The organism is Burkholderia pyrrocinia, from assembly GCF_022809715.1.
GTDB classification, from domain to species: domain Bacteria; phylum Pseudomonadota; class Gammaproteobacteria; order Burkholderiales; family Burkholderiaceae; genus Burkholderia; species Burkholderia pyrrocinia_C.
Window position 1 is genome coordinate 3,314,391 of record NZ_CP094459.1, and the last position, 18,115, is coordinate 3,332,505.

Consider the following 18,115-nt stretch of genomic DNA (forward strand, 5'->3'; position numbering starts at 1 on the left):
TTACAGCCCGAGCATCATCTTCGCGATGATGTTCTTCTGGATCTCGTTCGAGCCGCCGAAGATCGACAGCTTCCGGTTGTTGAAGTACTGCTGCGCGGCGCTCGCGGCTTCGTCCGGGCCGACCGGTTCGCCGTCGTAGTCCGCATCGAGCGCTTCGTCGACGAACGGCTGCGCGTACGGCCCCATCGCGCGTCGCATCAGCGACGCGATCTCCTGGCGGATCTGCGTGCCGCGGATCTTCAGCATCGAGCTTTCCGCGCCCGGCGCGCCGCCGCCCGCGACCGCGGCCAGCACGCGCAGGTTGGTCGTGCGCATGTTCTCGAGCTCGATCTCGACGCGCGCGACACGCGCCGCGAAGAACGGATCGTCCGCGAGCGGCTTGCCGTTCTTCGTCACCTTCGCGGCGACCGCGCGCAACCGGTCGAGCGCGGCCGTCGAGAAGCCGATCCCGGCGATGTTGGTGCGCTCGTACGTGAGCAGGAATTTCGCGTAGGTCCAGCCGCGGTTCTCTTCGCCGACGAGGTTTTCCGCCGGCACGCGCACGTCGGTGAAGAACACCTCGTTCACCTCGTGCTCGCCGTCGAGCGTGATGATCGGACGCACGTCGACGCCCGGCGTGTTCATGTCGATCAGCAGGAAGCTGATGCCCTCCTGCTTGCGCACGTCGGTCGCGGTGCGCACGAGGCAGAAGATCATGTTCGCGTAGTGGCCGAGCGTGGTCCACGTCTTCTGCCCGTTCACGATGTAGTGCTCGCCCTGCGCGTCGATTCCGCGCACCGCGCTCGTCTTCACCGCCGCGAGATCGGAACCGGCGCCCGGCTCCGAGTAACCCTGGCACCACCAGTCGGTGCCGTCGAGGATGCGCGGCAGCCAGTGGCGCTTTTGCGCCTCGCTGCCGTACTTGATCAACACCGGGCCGAGCATGTTCACGCCGAACGGCACGATGCGCGGCGCACCGGCGAGCGCGCATTCGTTGTCGAACAGGAACTTCTGCGCGACGCTCCAGCCGGGGCCGCCGTATTCGCGCGGCCAGTGGCTCGCGAGCCAGCCGCGCGCGTTGAGTGTCGCGTGCCATTCGCGCATGTCGTCGCGCGTGAGGTGCAGGCCGCCCTTCACCTTGCGCGCGATGCGCTCGGGCAGTTCCGCTTGCAGGAAGCGCTGCACTTCCGTGCGGAAGGCTTCCTCTTCGGGAGTGAAATTGAGGTCCATCTTCGGTCCGTTGCGAATGCGGTTGGCGTTCAGTCGATGCGGTTCAGGCTCGCGAAATCCGCGCCACGCGCGACGAGTTCGACGATCAGCGGCGACGGCTTCCAGAACAGCGGATCCTCCTTCGCGAACGCGCGGATATCGGCGAGCACGTTCGCGAGGCCGAGCGTGTCCGCGTAGTGCATCGGTCCGCCGCGATAACGCGGGAAGCCGTAGCCGTACAGGAACACCGCGTCGACATCGAGCGGGCGCAGCGCGATCTTTTCGTGCACGACGTTCGCGCCTTCGTTGATCATCGCGGCGAGGTAGCGGCGCAGGATTTCGTCGTCGGTGAACGTGCGCGGCGTGACGCCCTTCTTCGCGCGTTCTGCCGCGACGATCGCTTCGACTTCCGGGTCCGGCGTGCCGACGCGCGCGCCGTCCGGATACAGGTAGTAGCCGCGCGACGTCTTCTGCCCGAACCAGCCGCGCTCGCACAGCCGGTCGGAAATCTCCACGTAGCGCGCGCGCGGATCGCGCGTCGCCGCGCGGCGCTTGCGGGTCGCCCAGCCGATGTCGCCGCCCGCGAGATCGACCACCTGGAACGGCCCCATCGGGAAGCCGAATTCGCGCACCGCGCGATCGATCTGGTACGGCGACGCGCCGTCCTCCATCAGATAGTCGGCCGCCGTGCGATAGACGGCGAGGATCCGGTTGCCGATGAAGCCGTCGCATACGCCCGCGCGCACCGGCGTCTTCTTCAACTGCTTGGCGAGCGCGAACGCGGTCGCGACGACGTCCGCGCTGACGCGCGCCGGCACGACGATCTCGAGCAGCTTCATCACGTTGGCCGGCGAGAAGAAATGCAGGCCGATCACGTCGGCCGGGCGGTCGATGCTCGCGGCCAGTTCGTCGATGTCGAGATACGACGTGTTGGTCGCGAGCACCGCACCCGGCTTGCAGACGCGCGCGAGTTCGGCGAACACGGCCTTCTTCACTGCCATGTCCTCGAACACGGCCTCGATCACGACATCGGCCTGCGCGAGCGCGTCGTACGACGTGCTGCCCTTGAAGCGCGCGAGCCGTGCCGCGTGCGCGGCCGGCGTCATCCGCCCTTTCGCGACGAGGCCGTCGTACACCTTCTCGACGTGCGCGCGGCCGCGCGCGAGCGACGCTTCGTCGCGTTCGATCATCGTCACCGGCAGCCCGGCGTCGAGCGCCGCGACCGCGATGCCCGCGCCCATCGTGCCGCCGCCGACCACGCCGATCCGCTCGACCGGCCGCGCGCTCGCACGCCGCGCCTCGGGCGCCTTCGCGGCTTCGCGCTCCGCGAAGAACGCATGCACGAGGCCCGCGCGCTGCGGGCTGTCGATGCACTGCAGGAACAGGCTGCGTTCGAACTTCATCCCCGCGTCGAACGACTGCGTGAGCGCGGCCTCGACCGCTTCGACGATCTTCGCCGGCGAGAACAGACCGCGCGACTTCTTCGGCAGTTCCGCGCGCGCTGCGTCGATCGCGGCCTGCGCGGCCGCGCGATCGGCGAGCCCCTGCGCATCGCGCGTGCGGCGCACCGGCGCGCCGAGCGACACGAGTTCCTGCGCATAGGCAAGGCCTTCGGCGAGCGTGTCGTCGCTGTGCGCGACGCGATCGACGAGGCCGAGCGCGAGCGCTTCGTCCGCGCTCGCGTGGCGGCCCGTCAGCATCAGGTCGAGCGCGGCCTTTGCGCCGATCAGGCGCGGCGTACGCTGCGTGCCGCCCGCGCCGGGCAGCAGGCCGAGCGTGACTTCGGGCAGCCCGAGCTTCGCGCCGGGCACCGCGAGCCGGTAATGCGCGGCCAGCGCGACTTCGAGGCCGCCGCCGAGCGTCGCGCCGTGCAGCGCGACCACGACCGGCTTCGCGCTGGACTCGATCCGCTCGCACACATCCGGCAGCGACGGCGGCACCGGCGGCTTGCCGAATTCGCGAATGTCGGCGCCCGCGATGAAGTTGCGGCCGGCGCCGACGATCAGCACCGCGCGGATCGCGTCGTCGGCCTGCGCGGCGTCGAGCGCGTCGGCGAGGCCGCGCCGCACGTCGGCCGACAGCGCGTTGACGGGCGGGTGGTCGATCGTGACGACGAGCACCTTGTCGCGCCGCTCGCGCGTGACCGTGCCGGCTTGGGGTGTTGCAGATGAATTCATGGTGTCTCCTGTCCTGTCATATGCACCAGACATGCACCGATTCTCGATTGATCGAGATTCATTGACAATTCCCTCTCGCCTTTACAAGCTGTCAAGTCTGACTTGACACTGAATGCTTTCCGACCGTTAAACGGGACGGATCAGGAGCGAACGCATGGACCTGAACGCGCTGACGCTGCTCGTCGAGATCCTCGACGCCGGCAATCTCAGCAAGGCCGCGCAGCGGCTCAAGATGAGCCGCGCGAACGTCAGCTACCGGCTGAACCAGCTCGAGCGCTCGATCGGCCAGCAGCTCGTGCGGCGCACGACGCGGCGCATCGAGCCGACCGAGATCGGGCTGAAGCTGTACGAGCACGGCCGGCGCATCCGCAACGAGCTGCTCGCCGCGGAGGAATCGGTGACGACGCTCGGCCAGGACCTGCAGGGGCGCGTGCGGCTGTCGGTGCCGAGCGGCTACGGGCAGATGGTGATGTCCGAATGGCTGCTCGCGTTCAAGCGGCTGCATCCGGGCATCGTGCTCGACGTCGTATTCGAGAACCGCGTGGAAGACCTGATGCGCGACGAGATCGACATCGCGGTGCGCGTGATGCCCGAGCCGCCGCAGAACCTCGTCGCGCGCGACATGGGCGCGGTGCGCTACGTCGCGTGCGCGTCGGCTGCGTTCGCGGCCGCGCACGGGATGCCAGCGAGCCTCGGCGCGCTGGCCGCCGCGCCGGTCGTCACCGCGACGGTGATGGGCCGCCAGCTCAGGATCGCCGCGTATCTCGGCGACGAGCGGCACGAGGTGCTGCTCGAGCCCACGCTGATTTCGGAGAACTTCCTGTTCCTGCGCCAGGCGATCCTCGCGGGGATCGGCGTCGGCATCGTGCCCGACTACGTGATGCAGGACGACATGCGGCGCGGCGCCGTCGTCACGTCGCTCGACGCATACCGGCTCAGCATCTTCGGCACGCACATGTACATGCTCTACATGCCGAACCGGCACCACACGCGCGCGACGTCGACGTTCATAGAGTTCATCCTCGAACAGGCCGGAAAGGCCGGCCGGGGCGGGCCCGGCGCGATGCGTCAGGGTTTCCTGTCGGATGACAATCCGCCGGCCTCGCGGCGACAATAGCGCGCCGGGGTGCGCAGCCCCGTTGCGCCCGCACCATCGCTTCATTCGAATTCACTGCTGCCGAGGGTTCAATGTTCGACCGGATTCGTCCGCATTCGCGTCCCTGGACGCTGCTCGCCGCCGTCGCGCTCGTCGCTCTCAACGCCGGCTGCACGTCCCCGTCAACGCCGTCGGGCGCCGTCGTCCCGGTGGCCGCCGCGTCGGGCGCAGCCGTGCCGCTGCCCGGCTTCCATGCGCCCGAGCGGTCGTCCGGCTGGGTCGACAAGCCGGGCTGGACTTCGCAGCACAGCATGATCGCGGCCGCGAACCCGCTCGCGACGCAGGCCGGCTACGAGATGCTGAAGGCCGGCGGCACCGCGATCGACGCCGCGATCGCGACGCAGATGGTGCTCGCGCTCGTCGAGCCGCAATCGTCGGGGATCGGCGGCGGCGCGTTCATGCTGTACTTCGACGGCAAGGCGACGCAGGCGTACGACGGCCGCGAAACCGCGCCGGCCGCCGCGACCGACCGCCTGTTCTACGGGCCGACCGGCCAGCCGATGGGCTTCTACGAAGGCGTCGTCGGCGGGCGCTCGGTCGGCACGCCGGGCGTGCTGCGCATGCTCGACGCCGCGCACCGCGCGCACGGCAAGCTGCCGTGGCGCCGGCTGTTCCAGCCCGCGATCCGGCTCGCCGAGCACGGCTTCACGATCAGCCCGCGGCTCGCGACACTGATCGCGAACGACAAGTACCTGAAGAACGACCCGGCCGCGCGTGCGTACTTCTACAACCCGGACGGCACGCCGAAGGCGGCCGGCACGGTGCTGAAGAACCCCGCGCTCGCGACCGTGCTGCGCCAGGTCGCCGACCGCGGCGCGAACGCGTTCTACACCGGCGCGATCGCGCGCGACATCGTCACCAAGGTCCGCAAGCACCCGACCAATCCGGGCCTGCTGTCGCTCCAGGATCTCGCACGCTACAAGGCGAAGGTGCGCACGCCGCTGTGCGCCGACTACCGGCGCTCGGTCGTCTGCGGGATGCCGCCGCCGTCGTCGGGCGGCCTCGCGATCGCGCAGATGCTCGGCATCCTCGAAGCGATGCCCGACTGGCAGCAGATCGGCGCGCAGAAGCCGGTGCGCAACGACGTCGGCTACGAGCCGACGCCGTTCGCCGCGCACCTGTTCAGCGAAGCCGGGCGCCTCGCGTATGCGGACCGTGCGCGCTATGTCGCCGATCCCGATTTCGTGCCGCTGCCGGGCGGCAACTGGACAAGCCTCACCGACAGGACCTACCTCGCACAGCGCGCGCGGCTGATCAGCGACAGCAGCATGGGCGTCGTGCAGGCCGGCGCGCCGCAGGGCGCGACGCTCGCGATGGCCGACGATCGCAGCCCCGAATTGCCGTCGACGTCCGACATCGCGATCGTCGACCGCTACGGGCAGGCGCTGTCGATGACGACGAGCATCGAGGATGCGTTCGGTTCGCGGCTGATGGTGCGCGGCTTCATGCTGAACAACCAGCTCACCGATTTCTCGTTCGTGTCGAACGACAACGGCCGGCCGGTCGCGAACCGCGTGCAGCCCGGCAAGCGGCCGCGTTCGGCGATGTCGCCGGAGCTCGTGTTCGACAAGAAGACGAAGCAGGTGACGATGGTCGTCGGCTCGGCCGGCGGCCCCGCGATCATCAATCACGTCGCGAAGACGCTGGTCGGCGTGCTCGACTGGGGCATGACGATGCAGCAGGCGATCGCGCTGCCGAACTTCGGGTCGATGAACGGGCCGACCCAGCTCGAGCGCGGCCGCGTGTCGGACGCGCTCGCCGACGGGCTGAAGGGCCGCGGGCACGACGTGCAGGTCGTCGAGATGAACTCGGGGCTGCAGGGAATCCAGCGGCTGAACGTGCAGGGGCAGACGGTGTGGTTCGGCGGTGCGGATCCGCGGCGTGAAGGGGTTGCGATGGGGGATTGACGGACGCCCCCCGTCCGCGGCAGCGCGCGTGAGCCGTCACGCGCCGCTCCTTGCATCACACATACCGACGACCGATTATCCGTGGCCGCCCATCGAATCGCGGCCACGGCCCCGCCAGCCCCATACGATTTGTCCCATTAGCAACGTCATCATTTTCGTAACTGTCTGATCGACGGCGCATTCGACGAACCGTATATTGCCCCGGTTCAAGGCCATCCGATACGGACATGCCTTCACCGACGGCGGTACATCGTACCTGCTCCGTTCGGTGAGTCGCACGTGCATCGTCCGGCCGTCTGACATACGACATCAATCAATCAGGACTACGATTCATATGACAAGCGTCATCGCCATTCGCTCCGGTATTCCGTGCGCACGCTCGCGCGCTTCGATCAAGCCGAAGCGCACACCTGCCGCCAGACTCACGGCATTCGCTCTCGCGCTCGCCGCGCTCGCACCGTGCTACGGCCATGCCGGCGACGACTTGATCCAGACCAACCTGGTCATTCTCGGCGGTAACGGCGGCGATCCGATCGCGTCCGGCGCCAGCGCGATCGCGATAGGACCGGGCGCGCAAGCGCTTGGCGAAACCGGCAGCGACTACTCGGCGATCGCGATCGGCGCGAAAGCCGTTGCCGACGGGCAAGCTACCGTCGCCGTCGGCGAAAACGCGAACGTCCACGGCGACCGCTCGAACGCGTTCGGCGTATCGTCGAACGTCAATGCGAACCGCAGCCTCGCGCTCGGCGCCGACACGAAGGTCAGCGCGCACGGCGCGGTCGCACTCGGCCAGGGCAGCGTCGCCGACCGCACGAACACCGTGTCGATCGGCAACACCGGCAACGAGCGCCAGCTCGTCAACCTGCGGGCCGGCACGCGCGACACCGACGCAACCAACCTGTCGCAGCTCAAGCCCGTCGTCGACGCGCTCGGCGGCGATGCCGCCGTCAACGCGGACGGCACCGTGCGCGGCCCGAGCTACGAGATCGACGGCAAATCCTTCAGCAATGTCGGCGGCGCACTGACGAATCTCGACGGGCGCGTCAACTCGCTCCGCGTCGACGTCGACGATCTCGGCACGCGGCTCGACAACGGCACGACCGGCCTGGTCCGGCAGGACCCGGCGAGCCTCGCGATCTCGATCGGCGCCGACAAGGGCGGCACGTCGGTCAGCGTCGCCGGCGCGAACGGCACGCGCGCACTGACCGGGCTGTCGAACGGCACCGGCGATACCGACGCCGTGACGGTCGCGCAGCTCAAGGCCACCGGCCTGATCGACCCGAATGGCAAGCCGCTCGGCGCGATCGTGTACGACGACCTGACGCTCGGCAGCGCGACGCTCGGCGGCGTCGGCGGCACCTTGCTCGACAACGTCAAGGGCGGCGCAATTGCAGTGGGCAGCATGCAGGCCGTCAACGGCGGGCAACTCTTTGCGATGGAGCAGAAATTCCAGAGCAGCGTCGATTCACTGAATTCTCGCGTGACGAATGTCGAGCAGAACGGCACCGGCGCCAAACCGTGGACGGGCGAGCATGGCAACCAGCTGGCCCAGCTCGGCGACGGCTCCGGAGCGACCGGATCGGATTCGATGGCGCTCGGCCAGAACTCGAACGCATCCGGCAATGGCGGCGTCGCGCTCGGGAACAATGCGACGGCATCGGGCAATAATTCGGTCGCGCTCGGCGCGAACTCCGTCGCCGATCGCGACGACTCGGTCTCCGTCGGCTCGCCCGGCCACGAACGGCAGATCACCAACGTCAAGGCCGGCACCGCGCCGACCGATGCCGTGAACGTGCAGCAGTTGAACGACCAGATCGGCAGCGTTCGATCCGACATCGATCACTACCGGCGCGACGCAAGCGGCGGCATCGCGTCCGCCGTCGCGATCGCGAACCTGCCGCAGGCATCGCTGGCGGGCGAAAGCATGGTATCGATTGCCGGCGGCACGTACAGCGGTCAGTCGGCCGTCGCGTTCGGCCTGTCGACCGCGACCCGCAACGGTCGCTGGGTCGTCAAGGCGTCCGGGTCGACCAATACACGAGGCACCGTGGCAGTCGGCGCCGGCGCAGGCTATCGCTGGTAAGCCGTCGCGGCATTGCCGACAGCATCATCCGGAACGGGCCGGGTTTCGATCGACACGAAACCCGGCCCGTTCCATTCGCGACCCTGTACGCTCATCACCGTCACGCGCCGCGCCATACACCACCCGCGAGCCGTACCGCCCCCTTACCCTCTCCCGTTCCACGGCACGATCCGCCGCTCGACCCACCGCATCGACCCTCAGCCGCGACGAACGTCGTCCAGCCGAAACCGATCGCGATCCGCAGCCTGGTGAGGATCTCCGGCGGCACGGCCGGCAGCCCGCCGTGGCGCACGGCTCAGCATCCTCGAGGCGATGCCCGACTGGCAGCAGATCGGCGCGCAGAAACCGAACGCCTCACTTCAGTGCAACGGACCGCGTCGCGGATCGATCGGCGTCGTCACACCGCAACGCGCCTCGATCACCTCGCCCGCCGCAAGGCAACGGCCTTCCTGAAAGCGCCCGGCCACAAGTTGCACGCCGACCGGCAGCCCATCCACCGCGCCGACCGGCACGGACAGGCCCGGAAGGCCGAGAATCGCGGTGGCGAGCATCGGGCTTTGCGCATCCAGAATGCGCCGCATCGCGTCGTCTCCGCGGCGGTCCGCATCGATCGGGAACGGGCGTTGCCAGGACACCGGCATCAGCAGCAATGGATGACGGGCGAAAAAAACCTGCCAATGGCGCAGCACCGACGACCGCCGCGACAGCGCGTTCATGTAGCCGACCGTGTCGAGCGGCTTCGCGAGATGCATCATGCTCGCGTAAGCGGCCCGGACCGCGTCGTCGCCGTAGGCGTCGATCGCACCGCCCATGCCGGCCTCCATTTCGGCCGTCGTCAACGCGAGCCACAGATCGGCCGCTTCCCGCAGCGCCGGCGGCGTCGCGTGCACGACCGAATAGCCTGCCGCATCGAGGCAGCCGGCGGCGAAATCGAGCGCATCGAGCACCGCAGGATCGGCCTCGATGCCGTCCATCTGCCGGCACAACGCAACGCGCGTCGGCCCCGCGTCGGCACTCAACGGTACCGGCACCCACCACGGATCGTTGAGATCCGGCGCAGCAAGCGCCCGCAGCGCGAGACGCAGATCGGCCACCGTGCGTGCAAGCGGCCCCTGCACCGACGCAAGCTGAACGGCCGGAGTCCGCTCGTGCGCCTGACTCGGATTGAACGCGGGCACGCGCCCCTGGCTCGGGCGCAATCCCGCAACGCCGCACGCATACGCCGGATATCGAATCGAGCCGCCCAGATCATTGCCGTGCGCGATCGCGCCCACGCCGGTCGCCACCGCGACAGCCGCGCCGCCGCTCGATCCGCCGGATGTCAGGCCGGGCACCCACGGATTCAGCGTCCGGCCGTACAGCTCGTTGTCGGTAAACCAGCGCAGCGAAAACGCGGGCGTATTGGTACGGCCGATGATGATCGCGCCTGCCTTGCGCAGATTCGCGACGACCGGGCTGTCGGCAACCGCCACGACGTCGCGATAGGCGGCGACGCCATTGCTCGTCGCACGCCCGGTCATGTCGACATTGACCTTCACCGTCACCGGCACGCCGTGCAGCGGGCCGACCCGCGCCCCTCGGGCGATCCGCGCGTCCGCGTCGGCCGCGGCGCGCATCGCGTCGTCGGCAAGCACGTCGACGACCGCGTTGGTCTGCGGATTGACGGCATCGAGCCGCGCGAGACAGCTCGCGACGACCTCCTGGGCCAGGCATTCGCATTGCGTCAGGTTTGCCACGACCTCCGTTGCGCTCAGGCGCCACAGTTCCTTGTTCATCCGTATCGTCTCCTCGATGCGCTGCACTGCGCCTTCTTTGCTTAAGATAGAAATATCTTATGAAGAATTGGCGCGCACCGACAGACAATTTGTTTTTGGGCGTGACAGCCAGCAGTTGCCGCCCACGAGTTCGTTTTATACGGAGGAGTGGCGGACCAGCCACCGAAGGCACGGCTGCGGCTGGTCGGGGCGGGCAGCATTCGGGCTGGCCGCCGCGCGCAACCTGCGCCGAGCCAGGCTGCAGTCGGCAACGCGATCGGATCGACGAACGCGAGGACGATCTCGGCGCCCGCTCAGCCTCTGCCCTTCCACGGCACGATCCGCCGCTCGACCCACCGCATCGCGAGATCGAACAGCCACGCGATCGCACCGATGATCAGGATGCCCATCACGACGATGTCGGTGCGCAGGAAGCTCGATGCGTTGAGCACCATCTGCCCGAGCCCGGCCGTCGCGGCGACCATCTCGGCCGCGACGAGCGTCGTCCAGCCGAAACCGATCGCGATCCGCAGCCCGGTGAGAATTTCCGGCAGCGCGGCCGGCAGCACCACGTGGCGCACGATCTGCGCGAAGCTGCCGCCGAGCGAATACGCGGCGTTGATCTGCTCGACCGTCGCCGCGCGCACGCCGGCGCGCGCGGCCATCGCGACCGGTGCGAAGCATGCGAGGAAGATCACGACGAGCTTCGCCGTCTCGTCGATGCCGAACCAGATCACGACGAGCGGCAGGTACGCGAGCGGCGGCAGCGGCCGGTAGAACTCCAGCAGCGGATCGAGCACGCCGCGCGCGACGCGGCTCACGCCCATCAGGATGCCGGCCGGCACGCCGATCGCGGTCGCGAGCAGGAATGCGCCGAACACGCGCGCGGCACTCCACAGCAGATGCTCGGACAGCGGCAGGCCGCCCTGGATGCGGCCGTGCCACGCATCGACGAAGGCCGTCCACACGGCTTCCGGCGCGGGCAGGAACAACGGCGGCAGCCACTGCCGATGCGTCGCGACCCACCACAGCACGGCGAGCGCCGCGACCGTCGCCACGCTCAGCCCTGCGGTCTTTCCCTGCCCCGGCAAGCGGTAACGGTGCGACGCGCGCGCCGGGCGCGCCGCCGCGGGACGCCGCGTCGTGTGTTCGTCCTGCTCGAAACCCGCGGCCGTGCGATCGGCCGCCCACGAATCCTGCGTGCTCATGCTGTCCTGCCTGTGCAAAATACTGTTCCGGCCGCGCCCGACGGCCACGCCCTGCCGCGTGAGCTCGCGCGTCACGCGGCTTCCCCGACGGCTTCGTCGCGATGCAGATACGCGATCAGCCGCTCGCGCCATCCGATGAAATCGGGCGACGACTTCACCTCGCGCGCATCGCGCGATTCGACGTAGCGTCGCGCAAACGGCAACTCGAAGGTTTCGGCGATCCGGCCGGGGCCCGGCGTCATCACGACAAGACGCGTCGCGAGGAACAGCGCCTCCTCGACGTCGTGCGTGATGAAGAACACCGTCTTGCCGGTGCGTGCCCACACGTCGAGCACGAGCGCCTGCATCGTACCGCGCGTCATCGCGTCGAGCGCGCCCATCGGCTCGTCCATCAGCAGCACGCGTGGGTCACTCGCGAGCGCACGCGCAATGCCGACACGCTGCTGCATGCCGCCCGACAGTTCGTACACGCGCGCATGCGCATGCTTGTCGAGCCCGACCAGCGCGAGCATCTCCCGCGCGCGCGCTTCGCGTTCGGCCTTCGACACACGCGCGAAGCGCAGCCCGAGCGCGACGTTGTCGAGCACGTCGAGCCACGGCAACAGCGCGTACTTCTGGAACACGACGCCGCGATCGGCGCCGGGGCCCGTGACCGGCACGCCGTCGACGCGCACGTCGCCGGTGGTCGGCGCGACGAAACCGGCCATGCAGTTCAGCAGCGTCGTCTTTCCGCACCCGGACGCACCGAGCGCGACGACGAACTCACCGGCATCGATGCGCAGGTCGACGCGCGCGAGCGCCTGCGTGGTCGGCCGTCCGCGCTCGCCCGGATAGGCAACCGATACCTGACGAACTTCCAGCGTGCTCATGAGCGATGCTCCGCGATGCGTTGCGTGGGCGCGCTCAGCGCGCGGCCTTCTGCACGAACTGCGGATCGACGCCGGCCGAATAGTCGGACAGCACCGTCTGGATCGTGCCCTGCGATTTGAGGAACGTGGCGGTGGCCGCGAGCGACTTCGCGGCGCCCGATTGCGCACCGCCGCCGAGCCACGTCGGCGACGCCTGCTCGGCCGCCGTCGGGAATGCGTAGAGCGCGAGGCTGGCCGGCACGTCCTGCACGTTCGCGCCCGATACCTTCGCGACCGCCGCGACCTGCGGCGAGCCGGCCTTCCACGCGGCCGCATGCGCACGGTAATCGGCATCGGCGGCGGCGAGCACCTTCACGAAGCGCGTGACGAACTCGGGGTTCTCGCGCGCGAACTTGCGGCTCACGACGAAGCCGTCGAAGGTGGCCTTGCCGCTTTCTTTCGCAACCCGGCCCGACGTCGTCAGCACGGTGCCCGACTGCTTGACCTTCGCCAGCACGGGATCCCAGATATAGGTCGCGTCGATGTCGCCGCGCGCCCACGCGGCCGCGACTTCGGGCGGACGCAGGTTGACGATCTTCACGTCGTTCGGGTTGACGCCCGCGGCCTGCAGCGCGACGAGCGTATGGAAATGCGACGTCGACACGAACGGCACGCCGATCTTCCTGCCCTTCAGCGCCGCGACGCTCGTGACGCCCGAGCCGTTGCGCGCGACGAGCGCCTCGGCGTCGTTGATGTTGTCGAGTACCCAGAACAGCGAGATGTCGAGCCCCTGCGACAGCCCGGCCGCGATCGGGCTCGACCCGGCTTCGCCGAGCTGCACGGAGCCCGACGCGAGCGCGCGGATCACGTCGGCGCCGCTGTCGAGCTTGCGGAACCTGACCTTGTAGCCGGTCGCCTTTTCGACTTCACCGCTCGCCTGCGCGTAGCGCCACGGCACGACCATGTCCTGGTACGCGATCACGACTTCGCGCGATTCGGCGTGCGCCGCGCCGAGCGCGGCAAAGGCGGTCAGCGCGACGACGGCGCGGCGGACGAAGCTGAAACGGGACATGCGGCTCTCCTTCGGAATGCGGGCATTGCTGCGGGAGAGCCGACTATAGGAGCTTTGCACGCGGCGGGAGCGAACTTATCCTGCGAAGCTATCGATGCCGTTTCAGCTTTGCTTTCCACGCTCGACCGGATCGTACGTCCGGTCGGGTGGCGATTGTCGTGCGAATGCGGGGATCGCAGCCGCACCAGCAAAAAAGCCCGCATCGCTGCGGGCTTTTTCGACTGCGTGAAGGCTGCGGTAACGCCAACGCGGCGCTCAGACCACCCCGGCGCCATGCGCCTGCAGATCGGCGTGATAGCTCGAACGCACCATCGCGCCGACGGCCGCGTGCGTGAAGCCCATCTTGTACGCCTCTTCCTCGTACATCTTGAACGTATCCGGATGCACGTACGCCCGCACCGGCAGGTGGTGCTCGGACGGCTGCAGGTACTGGCCGATCGTCAGCATGTCGACGTCGTGCGCGCGCAGGTCTCGCATCACCTGCAGGATTTCCTCTTCGGTCTCACCGAGGCCGACCATCAGGCCCGACTTCGTCGCGACGTCCGGATGCAGCGCCTTGAAGTCCTTCAAGAGCTTCAGCGAGTGCGCGTAGTCCGAACCCGGGCGCGCTTCCTTGTACAGGCGCGGCACCGTTTCGAGGTTGTGGTTCATCACGTCGGGCGGCGCGGCGTTCAGGATCGAGATCGCGCGGTCGAGACGGCCGCGAAAATCCGGCGTCAGGATCTCGATGCGCGTGTCCGGCGACTGCGCGCGCGTTTCGCGGATGCATTCGACGAAGTGGGCGGCGCCGCCGTCGCGCAGGTCGTCGCGATCGACGCTCGTGATCACCACGTACTTGAGCTTCAGTGCGGCGATCGTGCGCGCGAGGTTCTTCGGCTCATCGGTGTCGAGCGGATCGGGACGGCCGTGGCCGACATCGCAGAACGGGCAGCGGCGCGTGCACTTGTCGCCCATGATCATGAACGTCGCGGTGCCCTTGCCGAAGCATTCGCCGATGTTCGGGCAGCTCGCTTCCTCGCACACGGTGTGCAGGTTGTGCTCGCGCAGGATCGTCTTGATCTCGTTGAAGCGCGAACTGCCGGTGGCCGCCTTCACGCGGATCCACTCGGGCTTCTTCAGCTTCTCGATCGGAATGACCTTGATCGGGATGCGCGCCGTCTTCGCCTGCGCCTTCTGCTTGGCGGTCGGATCGTAGGCAGCGGTCGCGGCCGAATCGGCCGGTGCGGGAGAAGCGGTAACGTCAGTCATTCGATTGTTCCAGTGCCTGCGGCTTGTCGGCGGCCGCGGATGCGCCGTCGAGGTTGGCGATCAGACGGCGCACCAGCGTGTGGGCGACGTCGTTCCAGTCGGCGGCAACCTCGAGGCTCGCCATGTCGACGGTTTCCAGTCCGGCATAGCCGCACGGGTTGATCGCAAGAAACGGGCGCAGATCCATCTTCACGTTCAGGCTCAGCCCGTGATAGCTGCAGCCGTTGCGGATCTTCAGGCCGAGGGCCGCGATTTTCGCGCCTTCGTGCACGCCGGATGCCACGTAGATCCCCGGCGCGCCCGCCTTGCGGACCGAAGCGAGATTATACGCCGCGAGGGTTTCGATCACGGCCTCCTCGATCTTCGTCACGAGCGTGCGCACCATCAGCTTGCGCCGGCGCAAGTCCAGCAGCAGGTAGACGACGATCTGGCCGGGGCCGTGATAAGTGATTTGCCCGCCGCGGTCGACCTTCACGAGCGGCACACCGCTGTCGGCCACCAGCAGGTGAGCCGGGTCGCCCGCCTGGCCGAGCGTGTAGACGGGCGGATGCTCGACCACCCAGATCTCGTCGCCGGTGTCGGCCGTGCGCGTATCGGTGAACGCGCGCATCGCGTCGAAGCTCGTCTCGTAGGCCTCGACGCCCCGCCAGCGCACGGTGACCGGGTGATCCGGCGATTCGGCGGGCGATACGGAAACGGCGACAGGCGTGGACACGATGGAAACCGGCGAAACGGACATGGGCGGTAGTTTACCGAAAACCCATGGGTCTCGCCGGCCCGGGAAAGGGACGGATGGTCAGTATCCGTCGGAGGAAATGGCGGTCAAACCGTGCGCCATCCGTCGTGGAACAGCGCGGCGACGCGTTCGCGCAGCCGTGCCAGCCCGCCGAGCGCGACTTCCCTGGTCGGCCGCGACACCGAGAACGCGACGCACGCGCCCTCCCGGCCTTCCGCGCTGAGCCACAGCCGCTCGCCGCGGCGCAGCTTCAGCGTCTCGCCATCGACCAGGAAATAGTCGTCGACGTCGTTGCTGCGCGTGGCCCAGATCGGCCCGCACTGGACAATCAGCCGCGTGCTGCGTTGCACCTTCATCGGCACGGTTTCGCCCGCGGGGATTTCGAACGTGATGCTTGAGGAAATTTCTTGCATGATCGACTCCGCCAATAAGTGCTTCGATGGCTACAATCGTAGTCACTTCAAGGCGTCCGACAAAACGACCAATTTTCACGTCGATGTGAGGAAAATTAGCAAATGGACCTCCGCCAGCTGCCTGCATTGAACGCGATTCGCGCGTTCGAAGCCGCCGCCCGTCACGAGAATTTCTCGCGCGCCGCCGACGAGCTGTACGTCACGCACGGCGCGGTCAGCCACCAGGTGCGCGCGCTCGAGGAGGAGCTCGGCGTGCAGCTTTTCACGCGCAACGGCAAGCGGCTGTGCCTGACCGACGCCGGCATGCGCTACGCGCAGCAGATCCGCACCGCGCTGATGGTGATCGCCGACGCGACGCGCGACGTGCGCGCGAGCGACCGCGACCGGCGGCTCGTGGTGTCGATGCTGTCGTCGTTCGCCGCGCGCTTCATCACGCCGCGCATCGGCACGTTCATCGAGCGGCATCCGGAAATCGACGTCGAGCTGCAGTCGACCAACTCGCTCACCGATTTCGCGCGCGACGACGTCGATCTCGCGATCCGCTTCGGCTTCGGCAGCTATCCGGGGCTGCATGTCGAGCCGCTGTTCGAGGAGGTGTTCTTTCCGGCGTGCTCGCCGACGCTGAATGGCGGCAAGCTGCCGCAGACGCCCGCCGATCTCGCGCACTACAACCTGCTGCGCTCGGACGACGAGCTGTGGCGGCCATGGTTCGACGCGGCCGGGCTCGATACGCTGACCGAGCCGAAGCGGGGGATTCTGTACCAGGATTCGTCGAACCTGCTGCTGGCCGCGATCGACGGCCAGGGCATCGCGCTGGTGCGCCGCTCGCTCGCGGTGCACGACCTGCTGGACGGGCGCATCGTGCGCCTGTTCGACATCGACGGGCCGAGCCCGTGGCACTATTTTTTCGTGTGTCCGCCGCCGCTGCTGAACACGCCGCGCGTGCAGGCGTTCAGGACCTGGCTGCTCGACGAAGTTGCCGAATACAAGCGGCTGTGCGACGAACTGGACGCGCGGCGCGCGGCGGGGAAGACCCCCGCCGAGTGCGCGCAGGAAGGAGGCGCTTAGAGTACGACCTTCACCATCGGATGGCCGGTCAGTGCGCGGTAGATGTTGTCGAGCTGTTCCTGGCTCGTCGCGCGCACGGTGATCGTGAGGCCCGTGTAATTGCCGCCGCTCGACGCGCGCTCCTCGATCTTCTCGACATCGATCTCGTTGTCGTGAACGGCGACGACCTTGAAGATCGTGTCCTTGAACTCGGGGTGCGCCTTGCCCATGATCTTGATCGGGAAATCGCACGGGAACTCCAGCAGCGACTCCTTCCGGGTCTCGATCGCGCCGGTGACCTCGACGGTTTTGGTCGGTTCGCTCATCATTTTCTCCGGGTTAGGTCAAACTGTTCAAACTCGCGTGCCTTCGCACGCTGGTACGCGTCGTACAGCGCCGCGAACACGGGGCCCGGCTTGCCGCCCTGCACGGGCAGATCGTCGAGCGACGTGACGGGCAGTACTTCCTTCGTGGCCGACGTGATCATGATCTCGTCGGCCGCGCGCAACTCCGCTTCGCTAATCTCCCGCGCGGTGAACGGGATCTTGCATTCGTCGGCCAACTGCTCGACCAGCGCGTAGCGGATCCCCTCGAGGATCTTGTTGCTGCGCGGCGGCGCGATCAGCTCGCCGTTCTTCACGATCCACACATTCGACGACGAGCCTTCGGTCAGGTAGCCGTCACGCAACTGCAGCGTCTCGAACGCGTCACGTTCGGCCGCATGCTGCGCCATCAGCACGTTGCCGAGCAGCGAGATCGACTTGATGTCGCAATGCAGCCAGCGGCGATCCTCGGCCGTCACGCAGCGCACGCCCTTCGCGCGCTCCTCTTCCGACGGCAGACGCAGCGGGCTCGTCATCGCGAACACCGTCGGCACCGCGTTCGCCGGGAACGCATGGCCGCGCTTCGCGACGCCGCGCGTCACCTGCAGGTAGACGAGCGCGTTGCCGTCGCCGAGGCCTTCGGCATTCGCCGCGACGACGCGCTCGATCAGCGCGCGCCAGCCGGCGGCGTCGTGCGGATTGTCGATGCCGATCTTCTTCAGGCTGCGCGCGAGCCGCTCCAGATGCTGCTCGATCCGGAACGGCACGTGCGCGCCGTCGTGCGCATAAACGGGGACGACTTCATACACGCCGTCGCCGAAGATGAACCCGCGGTCGAGCACCGGGACACGGGCTTCGGACAGCGGCACCAGTTCCTCCTGCGACGAGACGCTGAGGTAGACGATCGGTTCGAATTCGGCTTGGCTCATGGCTATGACAGATGGGGATGAAGTCG

At 68.1% G+C, this 18,115-nt stretch carries 15 protein-coding genes and 1 pseudogene; 4 read left to right on the forward strand and 12 right to left on the reverse strand.

Annotated elements, in window-relative coordinates; translation table 11 throughout:
• Both MRS60_RS15340 and MRS60_RS15345 read right to left on the reverse strand, forming a co-directional pair.
• On the reverse strand, positions 1-1,209 hold the full coding sequence (locus tag MRS60_RS15340) for an acyl-CoA dehydrogenase family protein (RefSeq protein ID WP_243564939.1): 1,209 nt from the start codon (positions 1,207-1,209) through the stop codon (positions 1-3).
• A 29-nt stretch (positions 1,210-1,238) separates the two neighbouring features.
• Positions 1,239-3,365 carry a 3-hydroxyacyl-CoA dehydrogenase NAD-binding domain-containing protein gene (locus MRS60_RS15345; RefSeq protein ID WP_243564940.1) on the reverse strand — a complete coding sequence of 709 codons (2,127 nt, stop codon included), beginning with the start codon at positions 3,363-3,365 and terminating at the stop codon, positions 1,239-1,241.
• A 154-nt stretch (positions 3,366-3,519) separates the two neighbouring features.
• Here MRS60_RS15345 and MRS60_RS15350 point away from each other — a divergent pair, with 154 nt between their 5' ends.
• The 3 genes from MRS60_RS15350 (at position 3,520) to MRS60_RS15360 (ending at position 8,511) form a co-directional block, all read left to right on the forward strand.
• A complete protein-coding gene (locus MRS60_RS15350; RefSeq protein ID WP_034179137.1) occupies positions 3,520-4,482 on the forward strand; it encodes a LysR family transcriptional regulator in 963 nt (320 codons plus the stop codon).
• A 71-nt stretch (positions 4,483-4,553) separates the two neighbouring features.
• A complete protein-coding gene (gene ggt, locus MRS60_RS15355) occupies positions 4,554-6,428 on the forward strand; it encodes a gamma-glutamyltransferase (RefSeq protein WP_243564941.1) in 1,875 nt (624 codons plus the stop codon).
• Positions 6,429-6,762: 334 nt separating this feature from the next.
• Entirely contained in the window at positions 6,763-8,511 is a 1,749-nt protein-coding gene (locus tag MRS60_RS15360; protein WP_243564942.1) for a YadA family autotransporter adhesin, read from the forward strand.
• A gap of 196 nt (positions 8,512-8,707) precedes the next feature.
• Here MRS60_RS15360 and MRS60_RS35170 read toward each other — a convergent pair.
• The 8 genes and pseudogenes from MRS60_RS35170 to MRS60_RS15400 all read right to left on the reverse strand — a co-directional run.
• Positions 8,708-8,803: pseudogene (locus tag MRS60_RS35170) on the reverse strand (taurine ABC transporter permease); the annotation flags it as partial.
• A 67-nt stretch (positions 8,804-8,870) separates the two neighbouring features.
• Positions 8,871-10,286 (reverse strand): amidase family protein, encoded by a 1,416-nt coding sequence (locus MRS60_RS15370; RefSeq protein WP_243564943.1) that lies wholly within the window; start codon positions 10,284-10,286, stop codon positions 8,871-8,873.
• 293 nt (positions 10,287-10,579) lie between these two features.
• A complete protein-coding gene (locus tag MRS60_RS15375; protein ID WP_432207824.1) occupies positions 10,580-11,605 on the reverse strand; it encodes an ABC transporter permease subunit in 1,026 nt (341 codons plus the stop codon).
• Positions 11,545-12,342, reverse strand: coding sequence for a taurine ABC transporter ATP-binding protein (locus MRS60_RS15380; protein ID WP_243564945.1), 798 nt, complete (start codon positions 12,340-12,342; stop codon positions 11,545-11,547). The genes MRS60_RS15375 and MRS60_RS15380 overlap by 61 nt, the downstream gene beginning before the upstream one ends.
• 34 nt (positions 12,343-12,376) lie before the next feature.
• Positions 12,377-13,393: a taurine ABC transporter substrate-binding protein gene (tauA, locus tag MRS60_RS15385; protein ID WP_034179143.1), complete on the reverse strand. Its 1,017-nt coding sequence runs from the start codon at positions 13,391-13,393 to the stop codon at positions 12,377-12,379.
• A gap of 255 nt (positions 13,394-13,648) precedes the next feature.
• Positions 13,649-14,641: a lipoyl synthase gene (lipA, locus tag MRS60_RS15390; RefSeq protein WP_217590782.1), complete on the reverse strand. Its 993-nt coding sequence runs from the start codon at positions 14,639-14,641 to the stop codon at positions 13,649-13,651.
• A complete protein-coding gene (gene lipB / locus MRS60_RS15395) occupies positions 14,634-15,380 on the reverse strand; it encodes a lipoyl(octanoyl) transferase LipB (protein WP_131949234.1) in 747 nt (248 codons plus the stop codon). The genes lipA and lipB overlap by 8 nt, the downstream gene beginning before the upstream one ends.
• Positions 15,381-15,463: 83 nt before the next feature.
• Positions 15,464-15,790, reverse strand: coding sequence for a DUF2917 domain-containing protein (locus MRS60_RS15400; RefSeq protein WP_034179443.1), 327 nt, complete (start codon positions 15,788-15,790; stop codon positions 15,464-15,466).
• A gap of 102 nt (positions 15,791-15,892) precedes the next feature.
• Between MRS60_RS15400 and MRS60_RS15405 the strand changes: the two genes are divergently transcribed.
• Positions 15,893-16,858 carry a transcriptional regulator GcvA gene (locus MRS60_RS15405; RefSeq protein ID WP_175748968.1) on the forward strand — a complete coding sequence of 322 codons (966 nt, stop codon included), beginning with the start codon at positions 15,893-15,895 and terminating at the stop codon, positions 16,856-16,858.
• Here MRS60_RS15405 and MRS60_RS15410 read toward each other — a convergent pair.
• Together MRS60_RS15410 and MRS60_RS15415 are read right to left on the reverse strand one after the other, a co-directional pair.
• The gene (locus tag MRS60_RS15410) at positions 16,855-17,163 is read right to left on the reverse strand and encodes an HP0495 family protein (RefSeq protein WP_011546305.1); all 309 of its coding nucleotides are present in this window, start codon (positions 17,161-17,163) and stop codon (positions 16,855-16,857) included. The genes MRS60_RS15405 and MRS60_RS15410 overlap by 4 nt on opposite strands.
• Positions 17,163-18,089 (reverse strand): D-amino acid aminotransferase, encoded by a 927-nt coding sequence (locus MRS60_RS15415; protein ID WP_243564946.1) that lies wholly within the window; start codon positions 18,087-18,089, stop codon positions 17,163-17,165. Before MRS60_RS15415 ends, MRS60_RS15410 begins: the two co-directional genes overlap by 1 nt.
• Between the last annotated feature and the right edge of the window lie 26 nt (positions 18,090-18,115).